General features: G+C 54.7%; 18 protein-coding genes. 8 read left to right on the forward strand and 10 right to left on the reverse strand.

The annotated features are described in order from the left end of the window. Positions 1 to 162 precede the first annotated feature (162 nt). The 5 genes from QLG09_RS17605 to QLG09_RS17625 all read right to left on the reverse strand — a co-directional run bounded on the left by QLG09_RS17605 (position 163) and on the right by QLG09_RS17625 (position 6,241). The gene (locus tag QLG09_RS17605) at positions 163 to 1,710 is read right to left on the reverse strand and encodes an MFS transporter (RefSeq protein ID WP_025205807.1); all 1,548 of its coding nucleotides are present in this window, start codon (positions 1,708 to 1,710) and stop codon (positions 163 to 165) included. A gap of 67 nt (positions 1,711 to 1,777) precedes the next feature. Next, positions 1,778 to 2,812, reverse strand: a complete 1,035-nt coding sequence (locus QLG09_RS17610) for a Gfo/Idh/MocA family oxidoreductase (RefSeq protein ID WP_163304293.1) — start codon at positions 2,810 to 2,812, stop codon at positions 1,778 to 1,780. 12 nt (positions 2,813 to 2,824) lie between these two features. After that, entirely contained in the window at positions 2,825 to 3,892 is a 1,068-nt protein-coding gene (locus QLG09_RS17615) for a Gfo/Idh/MocA family oxidoreductase (protein ID WP_032681859.1), read from the reverse strand. 2 nt (positions 3,893 to 3,894) lie between these two features. After that, positions 3,895 to 5,073 (reverse strand): Gfo/Idh/MocA family oxidoreductase, encoded by a 1,179-nt coding sequence (locus QLG09_RS17620; RefSeq protein ID WP_282489210.1) that lies wholly within the window; start codon positions 5,071 to 5,073, stop codon positions 3,895 to 3,897. 16 nt (positions 5,074 to 5,089) lie between these two features. Continuing rightward, positions 5,090 to 6,241 carry a Gfo/Idh/MocA family oxidoreductase gene (locus QLG09_RS17625; protein ID WP_282489211.1) on the reverse strand — a complete coding sequence of 384 codons (1,152 nt, stop codon included), beginning with the start codon at positions 6,239 to 6,241 and terminating at the stop codon, positions 5,090 to 5,092. A gap of 193 nt (positions 6,242 to 6,434) precedes the next feature. Between QLG09_RS17625 and QLG09_RS17630 the strand changes: the two genes are divergently transcribed. Further along, on the forward strand, positions 6,435 to 7,493 hold the full coding sequence (locus QLG09_RS17630; protein ID WP_014168356.1) for a LacI family DNA-binding transcriptional regulator: 1,059 nt from the start codon (positions 6,435 to 6,437) through the stop codon (positions 7,491 to 7,493). Here QLG09_RS17630 and msrA read toward each other — a convergent pair whose 3' ends face one another. Then, positions 7,494 to 8,135, reverse strand: a complete 642-nt coding sequence (gene msrA, locus QLG09_RS17635) for a peptide-methionine (S)-S-oxide reductase MsrA (RefSeq protein WP_078774351.1) — start codon at positions 8,133 to 8,135, stop codon at positions 7,494 to 7,496. Positions 8,136 to 8,360: 225 nt separating this feature from the next. Here msrA and tamA point away from each other — a divergent pair, with 225 nt between their 5' ends. Genes tamA through QLG09_RS17650 form a run of 3 tightly spaced genes read left to right on the forward strand, consistent with a single transcriptional unit; the run spans position 8,361 to position 14,214 of the window. After that, on the forward strand, positions 8,361 to 10,094 hold the full coding sequence (gene tamA, locus QLG09_RS17640) for an autotransporter assembly complex protein TamA (RefSeq protein WP_020882918.1): 1,734 nt from the start codon (positions 8,361 to 8,363) through the stop codon (positions 10,092 to 10,094). After that, positions 10,091 to 13,867, forward strand: coding sequence for an autotransporter assembly complex protein TamB (tamB, locus tag QLG09_RS17645; RefSeq protein ID WP_282489213.1), 3,777 nt, complete (start codon positions 10,091 to 10,093; stop codon positions 13,865 to 13,867). The genes tamA and tamB overlap by 4 nt, the downstream gene beginning before the upstream one ends. Before the next feature lie 2 nt (positions 13,868 to 13,869). Beyond that, entirely contained in the window at positions 13,870 to 14,214 is a 345-nt protein-coding gene (locus QLG09_RS17650) for a gamma-glutamylcyclotransferase (protein WP_014168360.1), read from the forward strand. Between the two features lie 42 nt (positions 14,215 to 14,256). Here QLG09_RS17650 and QLG09_RS17655 read toward each other — a convergent pair whose 3' ends face one another. The 4 genes from QLG09_RS17655 to ppa form a co-directional block, all read right to left on the reverse strand. Beyond that, on the reverse strand, positions 14,257 to 14,550 hold the full coding sequence (locus QLG09_RS17655; protein WP_032669643.1) for a hypothetical protein: 294 nt from the start codon (positions 14,548 to 14,550) through the stop codon (positions 14,257 to 14,259). Beyond that, the gene (locus QLG09_RS17660) at positions 14,528 to 14,998 is read right to left on the reverse strand and encodes a hypothetical protein (protein WP_282489215.1); all 471 of its coding nucleotides are present in this window, start codon (positions 14,996 to 14,998) and stop codon (positions 14,528 to 14,530) included. The genes QLG09_RS17655 and QLG09_RS17660 overlap by 23 nt, the downstream gene beginning before the upstream one ends. After that, positions 14,995 to 15,579, reverse strand: coding sequence for a hypothetical protein (locus QLG09_RS17665; RefSeq protein WP_020882914.1), 585 nt, complete (start codon positions 15,577 to 15,579; stop codon positions 14,995 to 14,997). Before QLG09_RS17665 ends, QLG09_RS17660 begins: the two co-directional genes overlap by 4 nt. A gap of 747 nt (positions 15,580 to 16,326) precedes the next feature. Next, on the reverse strand, positions 16,327 to 16,857 hold the full coding sequence (ppa, locus tag QLG09_RS17670) for an inorganic diphosphatase (protein WP_020882913.1): 531 nt from the start codon (positions 16,855 to 16,857) through the stop codon (positions 16,327 to 16,329). 309 nt (positions 16,858 to 17,166) lie between these two features. Between ppa and ytfQ the strand changes: the two genes are divergently transcribed. The 4 genes from ytfQ (at position 17,167) to yjfF (ending at position 21,774) form a co-directional block, all read left to right on the forward strand. Continuing rightward, positions 17,167 to 18,123 carry a galactofuranose ABC transporter substrate-binding protein YtfQ gene (gene ytfQ / locus QLG09_RS17675; RefSeq protein WP_020882912.1) on the forward strand — a complete coding sequence of 319 codons (957 nt, stop codon included), beginning with the start codon at positions 17,167 to 17,169 and terminating at the stop codon, positions 18,121 to 18,123. A 124-nt stretch (positions 18,124 to 18,247) separates the two neighbouring features. Beyond that, positions 18,248 to 19,750, forward strand: a complete 1,503-nt coding sequence (gene ytfR / locus QLG09_RS17680; RefSeq protein ID WP_020882911.1) for a galactofuranose ABC transporter, ATP-binding protein YtfR — start codon at positions 18,248 to 18,250, stop codon at positions 19,748 to 19,750. A gap of 10 nt (positions 19,751 to 19,760) precedes the next feature. Next, on the forward strand, positions 19,761 to 20,786 hold the full coding sequence (gene ytfT / locus QLG09_RS17685; protein ID WP_025205793.1) for a galactofuranose ABC transporter, ATP-binding protein YtfT: 1,026 nt from the start codon (positions 19,761 to 19,763) through the stop codon (positions 20,784 to 20,786). Continuing rightward, a complete protein-coding gene (yjfF, locus tag QLG09_RS17690) occupies positions 20,773 to 21,774 on the forward strand; it encodes a galactofuranose ABC transporter, permease protein YjfF (protein ID WP_020882909.1) in 1,002 nt (333 codons plus the stop codon). Before ytfT ends, yjfF begins: the two co-directional genes overlap by 14 nt. Positions 21,775 to 21,835 lie beyond the last annotated feature (61 nt).

Genomic DNA, 21,835 nt, shown 5'->3' on the forward strand with positions numbered 1-21,835 from the left:
GGGAAGTTAATTACATTTGTGTGAAGACACATAGAACGTCAGCTCGTAGCGTTGAGCTGATTATTTCAGCGGGTAGTATAGCGTAAAGGCGTGTAAATCTGCCAGAGGTCACATTTTGGCATAAAACCGGCCGGACAGCGAAGCGCTGTCCGGTACGTACGGCTATTTTACTGCGGATAAACTTGCGTTTCCTGCCGCCCGGCGCGTGGCATCCCCTCCCCACACCTGATCATACTCATAGCCGGTGAGCTGTTTGATCACCACGCGGGTGTTGGCGTCGCAGTCGCGATAATCTCCGCCCAGCTTGCGGCGCGCAATCTCCTTCAGCAGCAGCTTGTGCGTCTCGCGGGTCAGTTTAAATTTATAGGTCGTGAAGAAGCTCACGGCCAGAAGGGCCGCCGTCGCGAAAATCAGCAGGCCGATAATGGCCCCCAGCGCGCTTTCAGGCTGTGCGCCGCTGCCCTTCACAAACCCTGACTCCTGCAGCACCAGGCCGATGATCATAATGGCAATCGCCACGGTGCTTTTGCGGGTCAATACCATCACCCCGGCAAAAATCCCTTCGCGGCGCTGCTGCGTCACAATCTCATCGATATCAGGGATGAAACTGTAGATATTCCACGGGATGTAATAAAGACCAGAGCGGGCGGCACCGAGCAGGATAAAGACCCCCGAGAACAGCAGCGTTGGCACCTGCGTTTTGGTGAGGTAGACCGTAAGCAGGAATACCAGCACGGCGAAGATACAGCCATAAGAGAGGCGCAGCGCGGCGGACGGCGTGATATTCAGCCGGTTCAAAAGCAGCATAAATCCGTACGTGCCTGGTACCGAGGCAAAGGCGGCAATGCTCAGCCAGCCCGACACGGCCGCCGCATCCTGGCTCAGACAATAAACGACATAATAGGTAAAGACTGAGCCGAAGACGTCCATCGCAGTAAACGAGAAGATATAAATAATGATATGCAGGCGGAATGCGCGGATGCGAAAGGACGAAAAGAGGTCCAGTACCAGATATTTCAGATGATTGGCTACCCCGCTGCTGCGCTGGTTATCTATCTTAAAATCGGACTCCTGATGCACATCTTTCGCTTCCCACGTGGTGTACCACGTAATAAACACCGCAAGGCAAAAAACGCAGGAAAATATCAGTCCGGTGAGCGTATAGGTAAACGGATTGTCTTTCCCGGTGAACTGCATAATGACGCCGGGGACGGAAACGGCAAGGAACCCCCCAAGCTGAGAGCAGATCATGCGCACCCCTGAAAGTCGGCTGCGCTCTTCGTAGCGGTTCGTCATTTCTGCGGCCAGCGTCTCCCACGGCACCAGCACCATCGCCGACAGCAGTTCAATCGAGAGATAGGTTCCCAGGTAATACCAGTACCCCATATCCGTCAGCCATAACAGGGCATACAAAAACATTAACGGGGAACTCAGTAATAAAAAGAAACGGCGACGGCCAAATTTACGTCCGAGCCAGGTACCCGCAAAATTATCAGTGATATAACCCATGATCGGGCTTAACAGCGCATCAATGACGCGGGCGATAGCAAATATAGAGCCCGCTTCAATAACAGACAGCCCGCAATAGGTCGTGTAAAAAAATAACAGCCAGGTGCCGATAATGGCGAAAGCGCCTCCGCCAAACAGATCGGTTATGCCGTAGCCAAGCGCCACGCCATAACCAACTCTACGTTCAGTTGGTTTGACCATAATAATATCCAGTGTAGGGTAATGATTAACCCGTTTTACGGGGCGTATTTTTATTAACGTCTGGAATTCAAATTACGTTCTGGTTGTTGATATTTATCCATTGTCTTGTTTGAGATGACCGATAAATAGCCTCCACAAGGGTGAGTGATTTTCCGGCGGTACGGATATCGATATAGTCTCTGTTTTCCGGATGATGAACGGCAGTATAAAACCGGTGGATCGCCTGCTGATGACCCAGCCCCCAGTAGCTTTTTACCGTGCCGTCGGGGGAATCATCGCTTGCCAGTTTTAACCGCTCACCCGGTGTGACGCGCCAGAGAGTGTTGTCATTGAGCAGCAGCGAGCCGCGTTCACAGTGGATCTCCAGCAGGAGAGGGGCGTCCGTGGTGTGGCAATTGCTGGCATAAAACAGGCCGCGGGCGCCGTTGGCGAAGTGTAGCGTGGCCATTGCGCTGTCTTCGCCTTCGGTCACGTCTGCCAGCTCACCGCTATCCACCACGCCTTTCACTCGCGTCACGCCTTCACCGAACCACTGCATCAGGTCGAGCGTATGGATTGCCTGGTTGATCAGCAGACTCCCGCCTTCTGTCGCCAGCCGGCCGCGCCAGGGGCTTTGCGTGTAGTAAGCGCCCGCGCGTGACCATGTGAGTACTGCCCTGATGCTGAGCATTTTCCCCAGCTGTCCATGGCCTAACTCCTGCCAAATACGCTGGCTGGTGGGGTTGAGCCGGTTCTGATAGCACACGCCGAGCAGGCTCTGAGCCCGATCGGCGGCACGGGTGATATCAATGAGTTCACGGGTGTTCATGCCCACCGGTTTTTCGCAAAAAACATGCTTCCCGGCGGCGAGTGCCGCCAGAATCATCTCTTTATGCTCGAAATGGGGCGTACAGATGTGTACCACGTCGATGGCATCATCCAGCAGCATTTCCCGGTAATCCTGATAAAAACGGCATTGATAGTCTTTCGCCAGCGCCAGTCCTTTAACGCTGTCGATGTCGACCAGCGCACGCAGCGCGACGTTGGGTATCTGGCGCAGGGCATTGACATGGCAGCCATGAATCGCCCCGCCGCCGATGATAGCGGTATTCAGGATAGTCATCTCCGGCTCCCCTTAACCCGCCGCGTTGGCGAGCATTTGAGCCTTCACGCACAGCTCCGCAGCCTTGAAAGCGTGCGCCTGCGTCATGGCATTTTCAGTCCGATGGAGACAGTCGAGGATCAGTTCGCCAAAGAACGGGAATCCGACCTGGCCTGCTACCGGATAACGGAACTCCCCCTCTTTATTGACGAGATAAACCACATCCTGCTCGCCGCGGGTTAAATCGACGTATTTGCGGATTTCGATGTAGCCCTCGGTGCCGAGCAGCGTCAGTCGCCCGTCACCCCATGTGGACAGCCCGTCCGGGGTAAACCAGTCGCAGCGGAAGTAGCCGCTGGCGCCGTTTTCTCCTTTGAGCATTGCGTCGCCAAAATCCTCAAAGGCGGGGTACTGCGGGTGTTTAACGTTCCGGACCTGGCTTGCCATCACGGTGGCATCGCGGTTGCCGGTGTAAAAAAGGAACTGCTCAATCTGATGGCTGCCGATGTCACACAGGATGCCGCCGAAGTATCGCCGATCGTAAAACCAGTCTGGCCTTCCTTCGCCTTCACGGTGTGGGCCTGTCCCCAGCGTTTGTACCACGTCGCCGATGGCACCTTGCTTTACCAGTTGACCGGCAAAGACAGCACTCTCAACATGCAGACGTTCGCTGTAGTAAACCGCGTATTTCTTACCGGTTTTTTCAACCATCGCTTTGGCATCTGCCAGTTGTTCAAGGGTGGTGAGCGGCGCTTTGTCGGTAAAGTAATCCTTCCCCGCTGCCATCGATTTCAGCCCCAGCGCACAGCGTTCAGAGGGGATGGCGGCGCCTGCCACCAGACGCACCTCGTTATCGGCGAGGATCGCCTCCAGCGAATCTGCCACTCTGGCCTGCGGATACTGCTGGATAAATTTATCCACTCTGGACGGATCGGGATCGTAAACCCATTTCAGCGTGGCGCCGGCTTCAATCAGCCCATTACACATTCCATAAATATGCCCGTGGTCGAGCGCGGCAGCGGCAAAGACAAATTCACCTTCCCGGACAACGGGCTGAGGTTTGCCGACTGGCGCGTAGTTCATTCCGTCATGTTTATTCATCTTCAGATTCCTCGATCCAGATCTTTACCCAGGGGGATAGCCCCCACTTCGCTGAAGTTGGCCACGCTTGCGGATTTCTCATGAAAACGGGGGGCGAGGGTGTTAATCCCGCCGGTACGGTAAAACGGATCGTCACGTGGAATGGGGAGCGAGACCACGGTGCGGGTGATGGCAGATTTATAAATTGCGGTAATCAATTCCAGCGAGCGTTTTCCCTGTAATCCATCCACCAGCGGGGCCGTGCCGCGTTCAATACTCAGCAGCAGGTCGTTAATCTGCCCGGTATGCAGCGTCCACGCGAGTGTCGGCGTCTGCGCAAAAACAGCGTTGAGCTGTGCTTCCCGCTGCTGGTCGTGAGTTTCCTGAGGAAAACCGTTATCGGCACTCACGCTGGCACAGGCTTGCCAGGGGGCAGAGATGCGTGCGCGCTCGCCCTGGATGACGATCTTCTGATCTTCGCCGTGATGCACCACCGAGGCGGTAAGCTGCGTGAGTGCGCCGCTGGGATATTTGAATATTGCGGCGCTGAGGTCTTCCACTTCGGCATTGTCATGCGCTACGTTGGTCATCATCGCCACCACCTCGGATGGAAACCCGAGCATCCACTGAATGGCGTCGATATGGTGAACCGCGTGATTGAGCGTGCAGCCGCCCCCCTCTTTTTCCCAGGTGCCACGCCACCACAGATCGTAATAGCAGTGGCCGCGCCACCAGAACGAATCCACCTGCGCATGGCAGATTTTGCCCGCGAGGCCGGAATCCAGCGCTGCTTTTAAGCGCCAGAAGGCATCGGTAAAGCGATTTTGCGCAATGATGGAGAGCGTTTTGCCGCTGGCCTGCTGAGCCGCAATCATCGCGTCGCACTCCTCAAGCGAGGCGGCCATCGGCTTTTCACACAGCACATGACACCCGGCCTCCAGTGCATCAATGCTTATTTGTGCGTGGACATACGGCGGGGTGCAGACATCGACGATATCGACGTCTGGCTCGGATGCCAGCATCTGCTGATGGCTCTCATACACGCGGGCCTGCGTCAGGCCATAGCGCGTTTTTTTCTCGTGCGCTTTTTCCGGGTAGATATCCACCAGCGCGACAATCCGGCAGCGCTGACCAAACTGCAAATAACCCTGAATATGGTTATGTGAGATATTGCCTGTACCTACAATGGCGATATTTAGCATCGTGTCGTCTCCGGAGTTACCAGGTGCCTGAGGCATCAAGCGTCACGTTTATGGCCTCTTTAGCAACTGAGGTGCTGATGCGTTGCTGGAGCAGGCGCAAGTAGTGTTTCTCGTTGATCGGCAGTTCGACCCAGTCGTCAGTCCAGGTGGAAAGATGCATGGCATTGGAGAGCGTCAGGCCTTGGATCCCGTCCAGGCCCGGCGCAATCAGCGGTTCACCGCGCAGGATGGCGGCGCAGAAGTTTGCGGTAATGACATGATGTTCGCTGCATTCGGCGGCGACAGGAATGTCGACCTCCCAGCATTCAGGCTCCCCAAAACCGTTTTGCCAGCGGGCGTTAAACGCGGTTTCGGACTCACGTAGCCGCCAGTAGCGAAGTCGCCCCTCTTCGACCACCACTTTGCCGCGATCCCCGACGATCTCCAGGCGATTTGTCCCCGGCGTTTCTGCCACGGTAGTGATAAATACACCGGTAGCCCCACCGGCATATTCGGCATAGGCGGTGACCTCGTCTTCCACTTCAATGTCACGATGTTTGCCGAACTGGCAAAACGCGCGCAGACGGACCGGCATGCCCACCAGCCACTGCCAGAGATCGAGCTGATGCGGATCCTGGTTGAGCAACACGCCGCCGCCTTCTCCTTTCCAGGTCGCGCGCCAGCCGCCGGAGTTGTAGTAGCTCTGCGAGCGGTACCAGTTGGTGATTATCCAGTTAGAACGGCGGATCTCGCCCAGCTCACCGCTGTCGATAAGATCCTTAACCTTCCGGTAGAGCGGGTTTGGTCGCTGGTTGTACATGATGCCAAACACCACGTCGCACTCGCGCGCGCAGGCGTTCATCTCCTGCACCTGCGCCGTATAAACGCCTGCCGGTTTTTCACACAGGGTATGAATGCCGTTACGCATTGCCAGCATCGACAGGCGCGGATGTTCGTAATGGGGCGTGGCGACAATCACCGCGTCGATAAGCCCGCTCTGGATCATCTCCTGGGCATCACTGAACAGGGGAATGGCCCCCACCAGCTGGCGAATGGCCGGGTGTTTTTCCGGTGCATTGTCACAAACTGCCGTCAGGCAGGCGTCATTGACCGTACCCGCGAGTAAATAACGTGCGTGGACCGTACCGATATTACCTATACCAATAATGCCAAAACGTACCTTCTCCATGTCACACCTTAATTTCAGTTGAAAAGAAGTGATGACCGGAAAATAGGAAAGGCGAGGCGTAGCGACAATGTGTTTTTGTGAGAATACTCGCAAGGTGAATAAGTAATCTCCAGGCTTTCTGAAATTTGGTTTTAAAATCAAAAGGCTGTTTCTGCAAATATTTGCAAAAACTGATTGAGAGCGAGGTCACACTATGCCGGGCAGGTTAAAAATGGAGGAGATCGCGGCCCTCACGGGATATTCCGTTAGCACGGTGTCGAGGGTATTAAGCGGCAAGTCATATACCAGCGATAAAGCCCGGGATGCGATCGTTCGCACCGCACGAGAGCTGGGCGTGCTGGAGTCCATGGCCAGTGGACGGCTGTTGATTAACGGTATTGCCGTTTTTGCTCCGGAAAGAACCTTTCAGGGGCGCGGCGATATTTTTTATCTTGAGGTGACCAAAGGGATTGCTGAGGCCTGCTCGCCACACAATGTGTGGGTCAGCTGTTGCGGATTAGAAGAACAGCACGCCGATGTAAAATTATTTATGGAAAAGGCCAGCCAGAAGAACATCAACGCGATAATTATTATTGGTACTGATGATGCCACCATATTTAAACTGGCCAGCACGCTCAATAAACCCTGCGTCTTAATTAATTCCGTGGACCGGGAGCGGGTACTGGATTCGGTATCACCCGATCACCGGGCGATTGGCTTCACCGCCATGCAGTATCTCTTTGAACAGGGGCATCGGCGGGTCCTGACGCTGACCTGCCTTCGGCGAGATACGCTTTACGCTCGTCTGGATGGCATTAAAGAGGCGTATCGCCATTTTCACGTCGCCTTTGAGCCGCAGCGTGATTTACTCGTGACGGAGTGGTTTACCGCAGACGAAGCCGAGCGGGCGCTGGATGAGTGGCTGCTGAGTCATGACAGAGCGCAGTGGCCAGAGGTGATTTTCCCAAACAGCACCAGCATGACCGAAGGTGTGGTGAGGGCATTAACCCGCCACGGGCTGCGCGTTCCGGAAGACATCTCTCTGATTACCACCGATTTTGCCTGGAATTTAGCGCACCGGCTGGAAAAACCGGTCACGGGGGTCACGGTGCCCTGCCGCGAACTGGGGATTGAGGCCGTGCACCTGTTGCAGACCCGCCTTAACAGGCCGCAGGCACCGGTTTTTAACCTGCTGTTGCAGGGAAAAGTCATGAATTATGGGTCGGTCAGTAATGCCACGCGCCACGCGGCTCGCGTGGCGCTAGACCAGTAATCAGGCCAGCTGTGGCGGCAGGCAGACGCCGATACCCCCGATACCGCAGTAGCCGTACGGGTTTTTATGCAGGTACTGCTGGTGGTCGTCTTCCGCATAGTAGAACGGTTTGGCAGAGGCGATTTCTGTGGTGACCTCGCGGTTGTCACCGGCATCGCGCATCGCTTTCTGGAAGCGCGCCAGACTTGCGCGGGCGGCCGTCTCCTGCTCCGGAGTGAGAGGGTAGATAGCCGAGCGGTACTGGGTGCCGTGGTCGTTACCCTGACGCATGCCCTGGGCCGGGTCGTGGTTTTCCCAGAACACCTGCAGAAGTTGCTCATAGCTAATGACGGCAGGGTCATACACCACGCGTACGGCTTCGGCATGACCGGTCTCGCCAGAGCACACTTCGCGATAGGTTGGGTTTGGCGTATACCCCCCCGTGTAACCCGCCGCGGTGCTGTAAACGCCGGGGAGTTGCCAGAAGAGACGTTCTACTCCCCAGAAGCAGCCCATGGCGAACAGGGCGATTTCCATTCCATCAGGAACGTTTGTCATTGAATGGCCATTCACGGCGTGTAAGGTCGCCACAGGCATAGGGGTGTTGCGTCCCGGTAATGCATCAGCTTGTGAAACAAGATGCTTTTTGTCGAATAAACTCACGATGGGGGCCTCCCGGGCTGCGATGTTTCGGTTAAGGTTGTCACGAAGCGTTTAATTGAACACAATAAATGCGCTGAATGAGTCTAGATTTAATCATAAGAAATATTTGGGTGTTACACCCGTTTTCAACCCGTGATGTGGGTTTTTGGCTAACAGGCCGTATTTTGCCGCGGAGCGGCACTTCATTTGCTTCCAGGGTGGAAAAAGGGATATTCAGGAGAAAACGTGACAAAAATCCGCCAGTTATGTTTGGTCAGTTTATTGCTGACAAGCGGGGTTGCCAGCGCGGCGAATGTCCGTTTGCAGGTTGAGGGGTTATCCGGGGCGCTGGAAAAAAACGTGCGTGCGCAGCTGTCGACCATCGAGAGCGACGAAGTGACGCCGGACCGGCGTTTTCGCGCGCGCGTGGATGATGCGATCCGCGAAGGGCTGAAAGCGCTGGGTTATTACGAACCCACCATTGATTTCGATCTCCGTCCGCCGCCAAAGAAGGGGCGACAGGTGCTTATTGCCCGCGTTTCACCGGGTGAGCCGGTGTTGATCGGCGGCACTAACGTCATTCTGCGCGGCGGCGCGCGTACGGACCGGGACTACCTGGATCTGCTCAGCACGCGGCCGAAAAACGGTACCGTGCTGAACCACGGTGACTACGATCATTTCAAAAAAGAGCTGACGAGCGTTTCCCTGCGTAAGGGGTACTTTGACAGCCAGTTCGACAAAAGCCAGCTGGGCATTGCGCTCGACAGGCACCAGGCCTTCTGGGATATCGATTATGACAGCGGCGAACGTTATCGTTTCGGCGATGTGACCTTCGAAGGCTCACAAATTCGTGAAGAGTATCTGCAAAACCTCGTGCCTTTCAAAAAGGGCGATTACTACCAGTCGCGTGATCTGGCGGAGCTGAACCGCCGACTCTCCGCCACCGGGTGGTTTAACTCGGTGGTTGTCGCGCCAGAGTTTGATAAATCGCGCAAAACCAAGGTGTTGCCGCTGCATGGCGTTGTTTCGCCGCGCACCGAGAACACCATTGAGACCGGTGTTGGTTATTCGACCGACGTCGGTCCGCGCGTGAAAGCCACGTGGAAAAAGCCGTGGATGAACTCATACGGTCACAGCCTGACCACCAGCGCCAGTATCTCGGCGCCGGAACAGCAGCTCGATTTCAGCTACAAAATGCCGCTGCTGAAAAACCCGCTTGAACAGTATTACCTTGTTCAGGGCGGTTTTAAGCGTACCGACCTGAACGATACCGAGGCAGATTCCACCACGCTTGCGGTATCGCGATACTGGGACCTCTCCAGCGGCTGGCAGCGCGCCATTAACCTGCGCTGGAGTCTGGACCATTTTACCCAGGCCAACGTCACCAACACCACCATGCTGCTCTACCCGGGAGTGATGATCAGCCGTACCCGCTCGCGTGGCGGCCTGATGCCAACCTGGGGCGATTCCCAGCGTTACTCCATCGATTACTCCAACACCATGTGGGGTTCCGATGTGGATTTCTCGGTGATTCAGGCGCAAAACGTCTGGATCCGCACGCTGTATGACAAACACCGCTTCGTGATGCGCGGCAACCTCGGCTGGATTGAAACCGGCGACTTCGACAAAGTTCCGCCGGATCTGCGCTTCTTCGCCGGTGGCGACCGCAGTATTCGCGGTTACAAATACAAATCCATCGCGCCGAAAGATGATGACGGCAAGCTGATTGGTGCCTCCAAGCTGGCTACCGGCTCGCTGGAGTACCAGTACAACGTCAGCGGAAAATGGTGGGGCGCGATGTTTGTCGACGGCGGCGAAGCGGTAAGCGATATCCGCCGCAGCGACTTTAAAACCGGCGCGGGCGTGGGCGTACGCTGGCAGTCTCCCGTCGGGCCAATCAAGCTCGATTTCGCCGTGCCGGTGGGTGATAAAGAAGAACACGGTTTACAGTTTTACATCGGTCTGGGGCCTGAATTATGAGTTTATGGAAGAAGATAAGCCTCGGGGTGCTGATTTTTATCGTACTGCTGCTCGGTACGGTGGCGTTTCTGGTCGGAACGACGTCTGGCCTGCATCTGCTGTTTAACGCGGCTAACCGCTGGGTTCCCGGGCTGGAAATTGGCCAGGTGACAGGCGGCTGGCGCGATCTGCGTCTGAAAAACATCCGCTACGAGCAGCCTGGCGTGGCGGTAAACGCGGGGGAATTTCACCTCGCGGTGAAGCTGGGCTGCCTGCGGGACAGCAAGCTGTGCGTTAACGATCTGTCGCTGAAAGACGTGAACGTGGCGATAGATTCGAAGAAAATGCCGAAATCGGCACCCGTTGAGGAAGAGGATAGCGGCCCGCTGAATCTCTCCACACCGTATCCGATTGCCCTCTATCGGGTGGCGCTGGATAACGTCAATGTCAAAATCGACGACACCACCGTCTCCGTCATGGATTTCACCTCCGGCCTGCGCTGGCAGGAGAAAAACCTCACCCTGACGCCAACCTCCCTTCAGGGGCTGCTGATTGCGCTGCCGAAAGTGGCGGACGTGGCGCAGGAAGAAATTGTCGAACCGAAGATCCAGAACCCGCAGCCGGAAGAGAAACCGCTGGGCGAAACGCTGAAAGATCTCTTCTCTAAACCTGTGCTGCCGGAGATGACGGACGTTCATCTGCCGCTGAACCTGAATATCGAAGAGTTTAAAGGCGAGCAGCTGCGTCTCACCGGCGATACCGATCTGACGGTCTTCAACATGCTGCTTAAAGTCAGCAGCATCGACGGCAACATGAAACTCGACGCGCTGGATATCGACACCAACCAGGGCTCGGTTAACGCGTCAGGGAATGCCCTGCTGCGCGACAACTGGCCGGTGGATATCACCCTGAACAGTTCGCTCAACATCGACCCGCTGAAAGGCGAAAAAGTGAAGGTCAACGTGGGCGGGGCGCTGCGCGATAAACTGGATGTCGGCGTTAACCTCTCCGGCCCGGTGGATATGGATCTGCGCGCGCAAACACAGCTGGCGGAAGCGGGGCTGCCGCTCAACCTTGAGGTTGTCAGTAAGCAGCTCTACTGGCCGTTCACCGGCGAAAAACAGTTCCAGGCCGATGACCTGAAGCTGAAGCTGAGCGGCAAAATGACGGATTACACCCTGTCGTTCCGCACGGCGGTGAAGGGGCAAGGTGTTCCGCCAGCGACGATTACGCTGGATGCTAAAGGCAACGAACAGCAGGTGAATCTCGACAAACTGACCGTTGCGGCGCTGGAAGGCAAAACGGAACTCACCGCGCTGCTCGACTGGCAGCAGGCGATCAGCTGGCGTGGCGAGCTGAAGCTGACGGGGATCAACACGGCCAAAGAGGTACCGGACTGGCCATCAAAACTGGACGGCCTGATCAAAACCCGCGGCAGCCTGTATGGCGGTACGTGGCAGATGGACGTGCCGGAAATCAAGCTTACCGGTAACGTGAAGCAGAATAAGGTCAACGTTGAAGGCTCGCTGAAGGGCAACAGCTATCTGCAGTGGGTGATCCCGGGTCTGCACGTGGCGCTGGGCCGTAACACGGCGGATATCAAAGGCGAGCTGGGGGTGAAAGATCTTAATCTGGATGCCACCATTGATGCACCAAATCTGGATAACGCCCTGCCAGGGTTGGGCGGCACGGCGAAAGGGTTAGTGAAGGTGCGCGGCACGGTAGAGGCTCCGCAGCTGCTGGCCGATATCACCGCCAGCAACCTGCGCTGGCAGGCGCTGACCGTTGCGCGGGTTCGCGTCGAAGGGGATGTGAAATCCACCGATCAGATTGGCGGTAACCTGAACCTGCGCGTGGAGCGCATTTCTCAGCCCGACGTGAACATTAATCTGGTCACTCTGGATGCCAAAGGTAACGAAAAACAGCACGATCTCCAGCTTAAGGTGCAGGGCGAGCCGGTATCCGGTCAGCTTCATCTGACCGGAAGCTTTGATCGCAAACAGGCGCGCTGGAAAGGGACACTGGACAATACCCGCTTCAACACCCCGGTAGGGCCGCTGGCGCTGTCCCGCTCTATCGCGCTGGACTACCGCAACGCCGAACAAAAGATCAGTATCGGACCACACTGCTGGACCAACCCGAATGCGGAACTGTGCGTGCCGCAGACCATTGATGCGGGGGCGGAAGGGCGTGCGCAGCTCAACCTTAATCGCTTCGACCTGGCGATGCTAAAACCGTTTATGCCGGAGACAACTCAGGCCAGCGGCGTCTTTAGCGGGAAAGCCGATGTCGCGTGGGACACAACCAAAGAGGGGCTGCCGCAGGGTAGCGTGACGCTCTCCGGTCGTAACGTGAAGGTGATACAGGAGGTAAACGACGCACCGCTGCCTGTGGCGTTTGATACCCTCAACCTGAGTGCCGATCTGCATAACAACCGCGCGGAGCTGGGGTGGCTTATCCGTCTGACCAACAACGGTCAGTTTGACGGGCAGGTGCAGATTACCGATCCGCAAGGACGCCGTAATCTCGCCGGTAACGTTAATATCCGCAACTTCAACCTGGCGATGGCCAACCCGATTTTCTCACGTGGAGAAAAAGCGGAGGGGATGCTCAGCGCGAACCTGCGTCTGGCGGGCAATGCGCAAAGCCCGCAGCTGTTTGGGCAGATGCAGCTTAACGGCGTGGATATCGACGGCAACTTTATGCCGTTTGATATGCAGCCAAGCCAGATTGCGATGAACTTCAACGGCATGAGCTCGACCCTCGCCGGGGTGGTGCGTACCCAGCAGGGGCAAATCAACCTCAGCGGCGACGCCGACTGGAGCCAGCTTGATAACTGGCGGGCCCGTGTTGCGGCCAAAGGCAGCAAGGTGCGGATCACCGTACCGCCGATGGTACGTCTGGACGTATCCCCGGATATTGTCTTTGAAGCCACCCCAAGCCTCTTCACGCTGGACGGCAACGTGGACGTACCGTGGGCACGCATCGTGGTGCACGAGGTGCCTGAGAGCGCGGTGGGCGTCTCCAGTGACGAAGTCATGCTCAATGAAAATCTCAAACCCGTTGAGCAGAAGAGCGCCGGTATTCCGATCAACAGTAACCTCACCGTTCACGTCGGCAATAACGTGCGTCTGGATGCGTTTGGGCTGAAGGCGAGACTGACGGGGGATCTGAAAGTCGCGCAGGACAAGCAGGGTCTGGGTCTGAACGGCCAGATCAATATTCCTGAAGGGCGCTTCCATGCCTATGGTCAGGATCTGATTGTGCGTAAAGGTGAGCTTCTGTTCTCCGGCCCGCCGGATCAGCCACTGCTCAATATCGAAGCGATTCGTAACCCGGAAGCCACCGAAAACGACGTTATTGCGGGTGTTCGCGTTACCGGCTCTGCTGATGAACCGAAGGCGGAGATCTTCTCCGACCCGGCAATGTCCCAACAGGAAGCCCTGTCTTACCTGCTGCGTGGGCAAGGACTGGAGAGCGGCCAGAGCGACAGTGCGGCGATGACCTCGATGTTAGTGGGTCTGGGGGTTGCACAAAGTGGGCAGGTTGTGGGTAAAATCGGCGAGACGTTCGGCGTAAGCAATCTGGCACTGGACACCCAGGGCGTGGGTGACTCCTCGCAAGTGGTGGTCAGTGGCTATGTACTGCCGGGTCTGCAGGTAAAATATGGCGTGGGGATCTTTGACTCACTGGCAACACTCACGTTACGCTATCGCCTTATGCCTAAGCTATATCTGGAAGCAGTGTCCGGCGTAGACCAGGCACTTGATCTGCTCTATCAGTTTGAGTTTTAGCAATGCGAATATTTGTCTACGGCAGTTTACGAACCAAGCAAGGCAACAGTCACTGGATGACCAATGCCCTGCTGCTGGGGAATTACAATATCGAGAACTACCAGTTGTATAGCCTGGGCCACTATCCAGGCGCGGTTCCTGGGGAAGGAACAGTACAGGGTGAAGTTTATCGTATTGATAATGCTACACTTGCCGAACTTGATGCCTTGCGCACCAGGGGCGGTGAATACGCTCGCCAGTTGATCCAGACGCCGTATGGAAGTGCGTGGATGTACGTCTACCAGCGTCCGGTCGAGGGGTTAAAGCGGATTGTAAGCGGTAACTGGTTAGACAGAGACCAGTACTGAAAAAAACAACGCCACCGTCAGGTGGCGTTGTTTTTTATGGGCTTAGCTCTCTTCTGTGCTTCGGCGTCGGGTCAAAAACAGCGGAACAAAAAGCATGATGTACGGAGCAACCAGCCATATCAGACACAGGGCGCGTGAAAAGCCGTAGTAGTTGATGCACCGCGTATTGCTTGAAATGACGGGAATAAAAAACAGTAAAAACAGCAAAATGGCATAATCGCTACGGTAGGGGATCCATAAATAAAACAAAAACCAGGCGAGCTGGAATGTCATGATGCAGAGATACTGCCATTTGCTGTCTTTACCGTAACAGTCAAACGCCTTTATGTAGCCCATCTTTATGCTTTGAAGAAAGAAACTTAGCATGTAAAACGCTCACGATCGCGACGGTCAGGAGTGTGCTGGCCAGCAACTCGATTAAAAAATAGCTATGGGTGATGTTAGTTGCACCTGAGCTCAAGGTATACCATTTACTATACCCTCTATGCACTGCAACAAAAAGGGTATACAAACCTGTATTAATAAAGAACTGAAGTAGACACGAAATGATTATATTCTTCGGCAATTTTTTTAATACAGCGAGTAAAGCATAAACAATTAAAACGGATAGGGAAAAATACAGGCCATTAATAAAATTAGATAATACAATTGAATTTATATTAGTAAATATCAGGTCATGGCTGCCATAAAACCATGACAAATATTCAAAATGCGTTGCTCTGCCAAAGATAAAAGCTGCGATTGCTAATACGAGTATACCAGAGATATGATGTTTCTTTCTCATAATTTTGCCCCGCTAGCCAGAAGCGCTTTCATCGTTTTGCTGGCTTCTAACTGATCTTTAATTATGGCAAGGTCGCGAGTATTTTGATTATATTTGGCAATAGCCGTTGGCGTTCCTTTACCACCGTTGTCCATAAAGAAGACAATATCTTGCCGTCCATACAGTAGAACCTGCGGGATAGGATCCCGTCCATAATTGACCGCCTGCGGGAGGGAGTGGATAGATTCTGTAGTGAGGAAACGAGGGATATCTTTATGCTCAATGTTCCCTAAAGGTGTTGTAGCAATAAGGGAACCGATGAATTCCGTTGTATAAACTAATGAATCTGTATCTTTAGTCGTAACTTTTGAACCTGTAATATATTTAATCTGTTGCCATAAGGTTATATCTTTGGGGGCAATCTTAACACCATCCATAAACATATCTTGCTTTCGTTTCAACTGAATGACTGTGCGATGGACTTGAGTCAAAGAAGGGCTTATTTCACCAAAGGAAGGCATAAGGCCATCACGTGCATAGAGCCTTTCAATGATGAAGTAAATTCCAGTTGGGCGGGCAACATCAATGTTAATCGATGACATAGTGAACCTGTGGCGTGTGATGGCATATGTTTATCATAGCAGTATGTTATTAATGGTTAAACCATTCAACTGGCTCCCACCATATATGATAGGTTTCTCTGTATTGTAATGATCGGTATTAATAAAAAATAAGAATATTCTTAACGATCTCGTGTCTCCCAGTGATGATTTATACGGCACGTCCGCTGCTCTGCCTGTCTGCATTTTGTGAATAGGTTAACAATCACATGTGAAATTGATACTGAATTACTTTTTCCTTCGAACATGCTTCCTGTTTCTATCATCGTTTCCCTCCATGCTGGCGCATACCTGCCTGAAAGAGTACAACAACCTCTGTACCTACGTTGTTATCGTTTGTATAACTGCGGAGGTGTCGACATGTGAAACCAATAATCAGTTAGTGATCACTCCGGTGACAAAACAATATTCACTCGACGAGTTGTTATTTCAGTAAGATCTGTCAACACCTGACATGAGTGAACAGGACGCGTGGGGGGGAAACTTTGCCCGCGATGCCGGATTTAGCGTGCCACTGTTGTGTGAGGAACGGGATATTCGGGGCATCATCCTGGTGAACCAGGTCCGGATGATGGATTCAGCTGCACTTCAGGAAAAGTGAATTGATGTGGCGTCAGATGAAACAGTAGGAGATGCACTCCTACGGTGTCAGGCAATCGTGAATTTAACCGCAGACGCAAGGCACAAAAAAGCCCCGACTCGCGGGGCCTTATTATTCAGCGGTAAGAATTACTTCTTCGCAGCGCGTTCGAAAGAGGAGATGATTTCCGCTTTCGCTGCTTCTGCGTTTTCCCAGCCGTCAACTTTAACCCACTTGCCTTTTTCGAGGTCTTTGTAGTGCTCGAAGAAGTGAGTGATCTGCGCTTTCAGCAGTTCTGGCAGGTCGTTCACATCTTTGATGTGATCGTACTCTTTGCTCAGTTTGGTGTGCGGAACAGCAACCAGTTTCGCATCTTCACCAGATTCGTCGGTCATTTTCAGCACGCCAACAGGACGGCAGCGAATGACTGCGCCTGGCTGCAGTGGGTATGGCGTTGGAACCAGTACGTCAACCGGGTCACCGTCCAGAGACAGGGTGTGGTTGATGTAACCGTAGTTGCATGGGTAGAACATGGCGGTAGACATGAAACGGTCTACAAACAGTGCACCGCTCTCTTTGTCCACTTCGTATTTGATAGGATCTGCGTTAGCCGGGATTTCGATAACTACGTAGATGTCTTCTGGCAGTTCTTTACCCGCAGGGACGTTGAGTAAGCTCATGTCTGTGTCCTTTAAAATGGATGGTAAACAAGTGGCAGGTATTATAGCCAACTGGCGCTGAAAGTCTCCGCCTGTTTTCGTCTTCTCTCCACGTTCTCCCCACTTTTCAGACCGATTCCATGACAGGAAAATCCATAAACTCAGCCGCTTTTTTAATGGTGAAATGAAAGCGATTACAAACTTGTGATTAACGTTTTATTCACTTTTCTGAAGTGTGATGTAACGCAATTCGTTACATATTTCATTGGCTATAGTCATTTCGCAGAACATCTTTTAACCAACAATAAACACCCCTACGAGGACGTTCATATGTGGAAGCGCTTACTTCTTGTCACAGCAGTTTCGGCAGCCATGTCGTCTATGGCGATGGCCGCCCCTTTAACCGTAGGTTTTTCCCAGGTCGGCTCTGAATCCGGCTGGCGAGCGGCAGAAACCAACGTTGCGAAAAGCGAGGCCCAGAAACGCGGTATCACCCTGAAAATCGCCGATGCGCAGCAAAAACAGGAAAACCAGATCAAAGCCGTGCGGTCATTTATCGCCCAGGGCGTTGATGCCATCTTTATTGCGCCGGTCGTGGCCACTGGCTGGGAGCCGGTCCTGAAGGAAGCGAAAGACGCTGAGATCCCGGTTGTTTTGCTCGATCGTTCCATTGATGTAAAAGACAAATCTCTCTATATGACCACCGTCACCGCCAACAACGTTCTCGAGGGCCAATTAATTGGTGACTGGCTGGTGAAACAGGTGGATGGCAAGCCGTGTAACGTCGTTGAGTTGCAGGGGACCGTCGGGGCGAGCGTGGCCATCGATCGTAAGAAAGGCTTCGCGGAGGCCATCGCCAAAGCGCCAAACATTAAGATTATCCGTTCTCAGTCCGGCGACTTTACCCGCAGTAAAGGTAAAGAGGTCATGGAGAGCTTTATCAAGGCTGAAAACAACGGCAAGAACATCTGCATGGTTTACGCCCACAACGATGACATGGTGATCGGGGCTATTCAGGCAATCAAAGAAGCGGGGCTGAAGCCGGGCAAAGATATCCTCACTGGCTCTATCGATGGCGTGCCGGATATCTATAAAGCGATGATGGACGGCGAAGCGAACGCCAGCGTGGAGCTGACGCCAAACATGGCTGGCCCGGCATTCGATGCGCTGGAGAAATTCAAGAAAGACGGCACCCTGCCTGAAAAAGTGACGATCACCAAATCGACGCTCTACCTGCCTGACACCGCGAAAGAAGAGTTAGAGAAGAAGAAAAATATGGGCTACTAAGGCCTTTTCCCTCGCCCCTTACCCCACTCCTCTCCCCTGAGGGGAAAGGGTATACAAGGGCGGGTAGACTGGCATGAACATTTCCCTCTCCCCAACCGGGAGAGGGCGAGGGTGAGGGGGAAACATGACCGACACACAACACCAGGAAATCCTCCGCACAGAGGGCTTAAGCAAGTTTTTCCCCGGTGTAAAAGCGCTGGATAACGTTGATTTTAGCCTGCGACGCGGTGAGATTATGGCGCTGCTGGGAGAGAACGGTGCGGGAAAATCGACGCTGATTAAGGCACTTACCGGCGTTTACCATGCCGATCGCGGCACAATCTGGCTAGAAGGCAACGCCATTTCGCCAAAAAACACCGCCCATGCACAACAGCTGGGGATTGGGACGGTTTACCAGGAAGTGAACCTGCTGCCGAATATGTCGGTGGCGGATAACCTGTTTATCGGCCGTGAGCCAAGACGCTTCGGCCTGCTGCGACGCAAAGAGATGGAAGCGCGGGCCACCAGGCTGATGGAATCCTATGGCTTCTCCCTGGACGTTCGCGAACCGCTGAACCGTTTTTCCGTCGCGATGCAGCAAATTGTCGCGATTTGCCGGGCGATCGATCTCTCCGCGAAAGTGCTGATCCTCGATGAACCCACCGCGAGCCTTGATACCCAGGAAGTTGAAATGCTCTTTACCCTGATGCGCCAGCTGCGCGATCAGGGGGTAAGCCTGATCTTCGTCACCCACTTCCTCGATCAGGTGTATGAGGTTAGCGATCGCATCACGGTGCTGCGCAACGGCAGCTTTGTCGGCTGCCGCGAAACCCGAGAGCTGCCGCAGATAGAACTGGTCAAAATGATGCTGGGCCGCGAGCTGGAAACCAACGCGCTTCAGCGCGCAGGCCGCACGTTGCTCAGCGATAAACCGGTCGCGGCCTTCAGCGATTTTGGCAAAAAAGGGGTGATCTCGCCCTTTAATCTGGACGTGCGGCCCGGTGAAATTGTCGGGCTGGCGGGCCTGCTGGGTTCCGGGCGCACCGAAACCGCCGAGGTGATCTTCGGGATCAAACCTGCGGACAGCGGCAGCGCGCTGATCAAAGGTAAACCGCAGACCCTGCGATCGCCGCATCAGGCCTCCTGCCTGGGCGTGGGCTTCTGCCCGGAAGACAGGAAAACCGATGGTATAATTGCCGCCGCCTCGGTGCGGGAAAATATCATTCTGGCTCTGCAGGCGCAGCGCGGATGGCTACGCCCCATCCCGCGGAAAGAACAAAACGCCATTGCCGAGCGATTTATCCGTCAGCTCGGTATTCGTACGCCGAGCGCTGAACAGCCCATTGAATTTCTCTCCGGTGGCAACCAGCAGAAGGTATTGCTGTCACGCTGGCTGCTGACTAAACCCCAGTTCCTGATCCTCGATGAACCGACGCGCGGTATCGACGTTGGGGCGCACGCCGAAATTATCCGGCTTATCGAAACGCTGTGTGCAGACGGTCTGGCGCTGCTGGTTATCTCATCCGAGCTGGAAGAGCTGGTGGGGTATGCCGATCGCGTCATCATCATGCGCGATCGTAAGCAGGTGGCAGAGATCCCGCTGGATAAACTGTCCGTTCCGGCAATCATGAATGCCATCGCGGCGTAAGGAGTTAATCGTGATGCCCCGTTCGCTTCCGCAAACCGGTGCAACCAGGCGCCGCTTCACCTGGCCTACCGGCACGCCGCAAATTATCGCGTTGCTGCTGGTGCTGCTGATCGATAGCCTGGTCGCCCCGCATTTCTTTCAGATTATCGTGCAGGATGGCCGGCTGTTTGGCAGTCCGATAGACATTTTAAACCGTGCCGCCCCGGTGGCGCTTCTGGCCATTGGTATGACGCTGGTGATCGCCACCGGCGGGATTGACCTCTCCGTCGGTGCGGTGATGGCCATCGCCGGCGCCACGGCAGCGTCCATGACCGTCGCCGGGCACAGCCTGCCGGTGGTGCTGCTGGCTGCATTAGGTACCGGGGTGCTGGCCGGACTGTGGAACGGCATTCTGGTGGCGGTCCTGAAAATTCAGCCGTTTGTCGCCACTCTCATCCTGATGGTGGCCGGACGCGGTGTGGCACAGCTTATCACCTCGGGTCAGATTGTGACCTTCAACTCCCCCGGGCTGGCATGGCTTGGCAGCGGTAAACTGTTCTTCTTCCCGACGCCGATCGTTATTGCGCTGGTCACATTAGTCGTGTTCTGGCTCTTTACCCGTAAAACGGCGCTGGGCATGTTCATTGAAGCGGTCGGGATTAACATCCGTGCGGCGCGAAACGCCGGGGTTAATACACGGCTGATGGTTATGCTGACCTACGTGCTGAGCGGCATTTGCGCCGCCATTGCCGGGGTGATCGTCGCGGCGGACATCCGTGGTGCGGATGCCAACAACGCCGGGCTATGGCTGGAGCTGGATGCGATCCTGGCGGTGGTTATCGGTGGCGGATCGCTGATGGGCGGGCGGTTTAATCTGCTGCTCTCGGTGATCGGCGCGCTGATTATTCAGGGTATGAATACCGGGATCCTGCTCTCCGGTTTTCAGCCGGAACTCAACCAGGTGGTGAAAGCGGTGGTCGTGCTCTGCGTGCTGATCGTCCAGTCGCCGCGCTTTGTCAGCATCATTAAAGGGATCCGTGGCCATGATAAAACGTAATTTACCGTTAATGATCACCCTGGGCGTGTTTGTGCTGGGTTATCTCTACTGCCTGACGCAATTCCCGGGCTTTGCCTCTACCCGGGTGATTTGCAACATTCTGACGGATAACGCCTTTTTAGGCATTATCGCCGTTGGCATGACCTTTGTGATCCTCTCCGGTGGGATCGATCTCTCGGTTGGGTCGGTGATCGCTTTCACGGGCGTATTCCTCGCAAAAGCGATCGGTTTCTGGGGGATCTCGCCGCTGCTGGCCTTCCCGCTGGTGCTGGTGATGGGCTGCGCGTTTGGCGCCTTTATGGGGCTTTTGATCGACGCGCTGAAAATTCCGGCTTTTATTATCACCCTCGCCGGCATGTTCTTCCTGCGCGGCGTGAGCTACCTGGTCTCGGAAGAATCGATTCCGATTAACCATCCTGTCTACGACACGCTCTCCAGCCTGGCGTGGAAAATCCCCGGCGGCGGTCGTCTGAGCGCAATGGGGTTGCTGATGCTGGGCGTGGTGGTGGTGGGGATCTTCCTTGCCCACCGTACCCGGTTTGGTAATCAGGTCTATGCCATTGGCGGCAGTGCCACCTCGGCAAATCTGATGGGGATCTCCACCCGCAGCACCACAATCCGCATCTATATGCTCTCGACCGGACTGGCGACGCTGGCGGGGATCGTCTTCTCGATTTATACCCAGGCGGGTTATGCCCTGGCAGGCGTCGGGGTGGAACTTGATGCCATCGCCTCGGTGGTGATTGGCGGCACGTTGCTCAGCGGCGGCGTTGGCACGGTGCTGGGGACGCTGTTCGGCGTGGCGATCCAGGGACTGATCCAGACCTATATCAACTTTGACGGCACGCTCAGTTCATGGTGGACCAAGATCGCCATTGGCATTCTGTTGTTTATTTTTATCGCTCTGCAGCGCGGCCTGACGGTGCTCTGGGAGAACCGACAAAGCTCGCCTGTTACCCGTGTAAACACTTCAGTAACAGAGCCATAACACGCTGAATTTGCTTAAAGTCTAAACATTTTCCGGTAGCGGCCGATACTCTTTTTTTATG

Origin of the sequence: Enterobacter sp. V89_11, assembly GCF_029967775.1 — a bacterium.
In the GTDB taxonomy this organism is placed as follows: Bacteria; Pseudomonadota; Gammaproteobacteria; order Enterobacterales; family Enterobacteriaceae; genus Enterobacter; species Enterobacter ludwigii.

What these genes read in the sequence shown, in the direction of transcription:
- ytfQ (WP_020882912.1), top strand. Translation starts at nt 17,167, where the DNA reads ATGTGGAAGCGCTTACTTCTTGTCACAGCAGTTTCGGCAGCCATGTCG.
- QLG09_RS17605 (WP_025205807.1), bottom strand. Translation starts at nt 1,710, where the DNA reads ATGGTCAAACCAACTGAACGTAGAGTTGGTTATGGCGTGGCGCTTGGC.
- QLG09_RS17665 (WP_020882914.1), bottom strand. Translation starts at nt 15,579, where the DNA reads ATGTCATCGATTAACATTGATGTTGCCCGCCCAACTGGAATTTACTTC.
- QLG09_RS17650 (WP_014168360.1), top strand. Translation starts at nt 13,870, where the DNA reads ATGCGAATATTTGTCTACGGCAGTTTACGAACCAAGCAAGGCAACAGT.
- QLG09_RS17655 (WP_032669643.1), bottom strand. Translation starts at nt 14,550, where the DNA reads ATGGGCTACATAAAGGCGTTTGACTGTTACGGTAAAGACAGCAAATGG.
- tamB (WP_282489213.1), top strand. Translation starts at nt 10,091, where the DNA reads ATGAGTTTATGGAAGAAGATAAGCCTCGGGGTGCTGATTTTTATCGTA.
- QLG09_RS17615 (WP_032681859.1), bottom strand. Translation starts at nt 3,892, where the DNA reads ATGAATAAACATGACGGAATGAACTACGCGCCAGTCGGCAAACCTCAG.
- QLG09_RS17610 (WP_163304293.1), bottom strand. Translation starts at nt 2,812, where the DNA reads ATGACTATCCTGAATACCGCTATCATCGGCGGCGGGGCGATTCATGGC.
- QLG09_RS17625 (WP_282489211.1), bottom strand. Translation starts at nt 6,241, where the DNA reads ATGGAGAAGGTACGTTTTGGCATTATTGGTATAGGTAATATCGGTACG.
- ppa (WP_020882913.1), bottom strand. Translation starts at nt 16,857, where the DNA reads ATGAGCTTACTCAACGTCCCTGCGGGTAAAGAACTGCCAGAAGACATC.
- QLG09_RS17620 (WP_282489210.1), bottom strand. Translation starts at nt 5,073, where the DNA reads ATGCTAAATATCGCCATTGTAGGTACAGGCAATATCTCACATAACCAT.
- QLG09_RS17660 (WP_282489215.1), bottom strand. Translation starts at nt 14,998, where the DNA reads ATGAGAAAGAAACATCATATCTCTGGTATACTCGTATTAGCAATCGCA.
- QLG09_RS17630 (WP_014168356.1), top strand. Translation starts at nt 6,435, where the DNA reads ATGCCGGGCAGGTTAAAAATGGAGGAGATCGCGGCCCTCACGGGATAT.
- yjfF (WP_020882909.1), top strand. Translation starts at nt 20,773, where the DNA reads ATGATAAAACGTAATTTACCGTTAATGATCACCCTGGGCGTGTTTGTG.
- ytfR (WP_020882911.1), top strand. Translation starts at nt 18,248, where the DNA reads ATGACCGACACACAACACCAGGAAATCCTCCGCACAGAGGGCTTAAGC.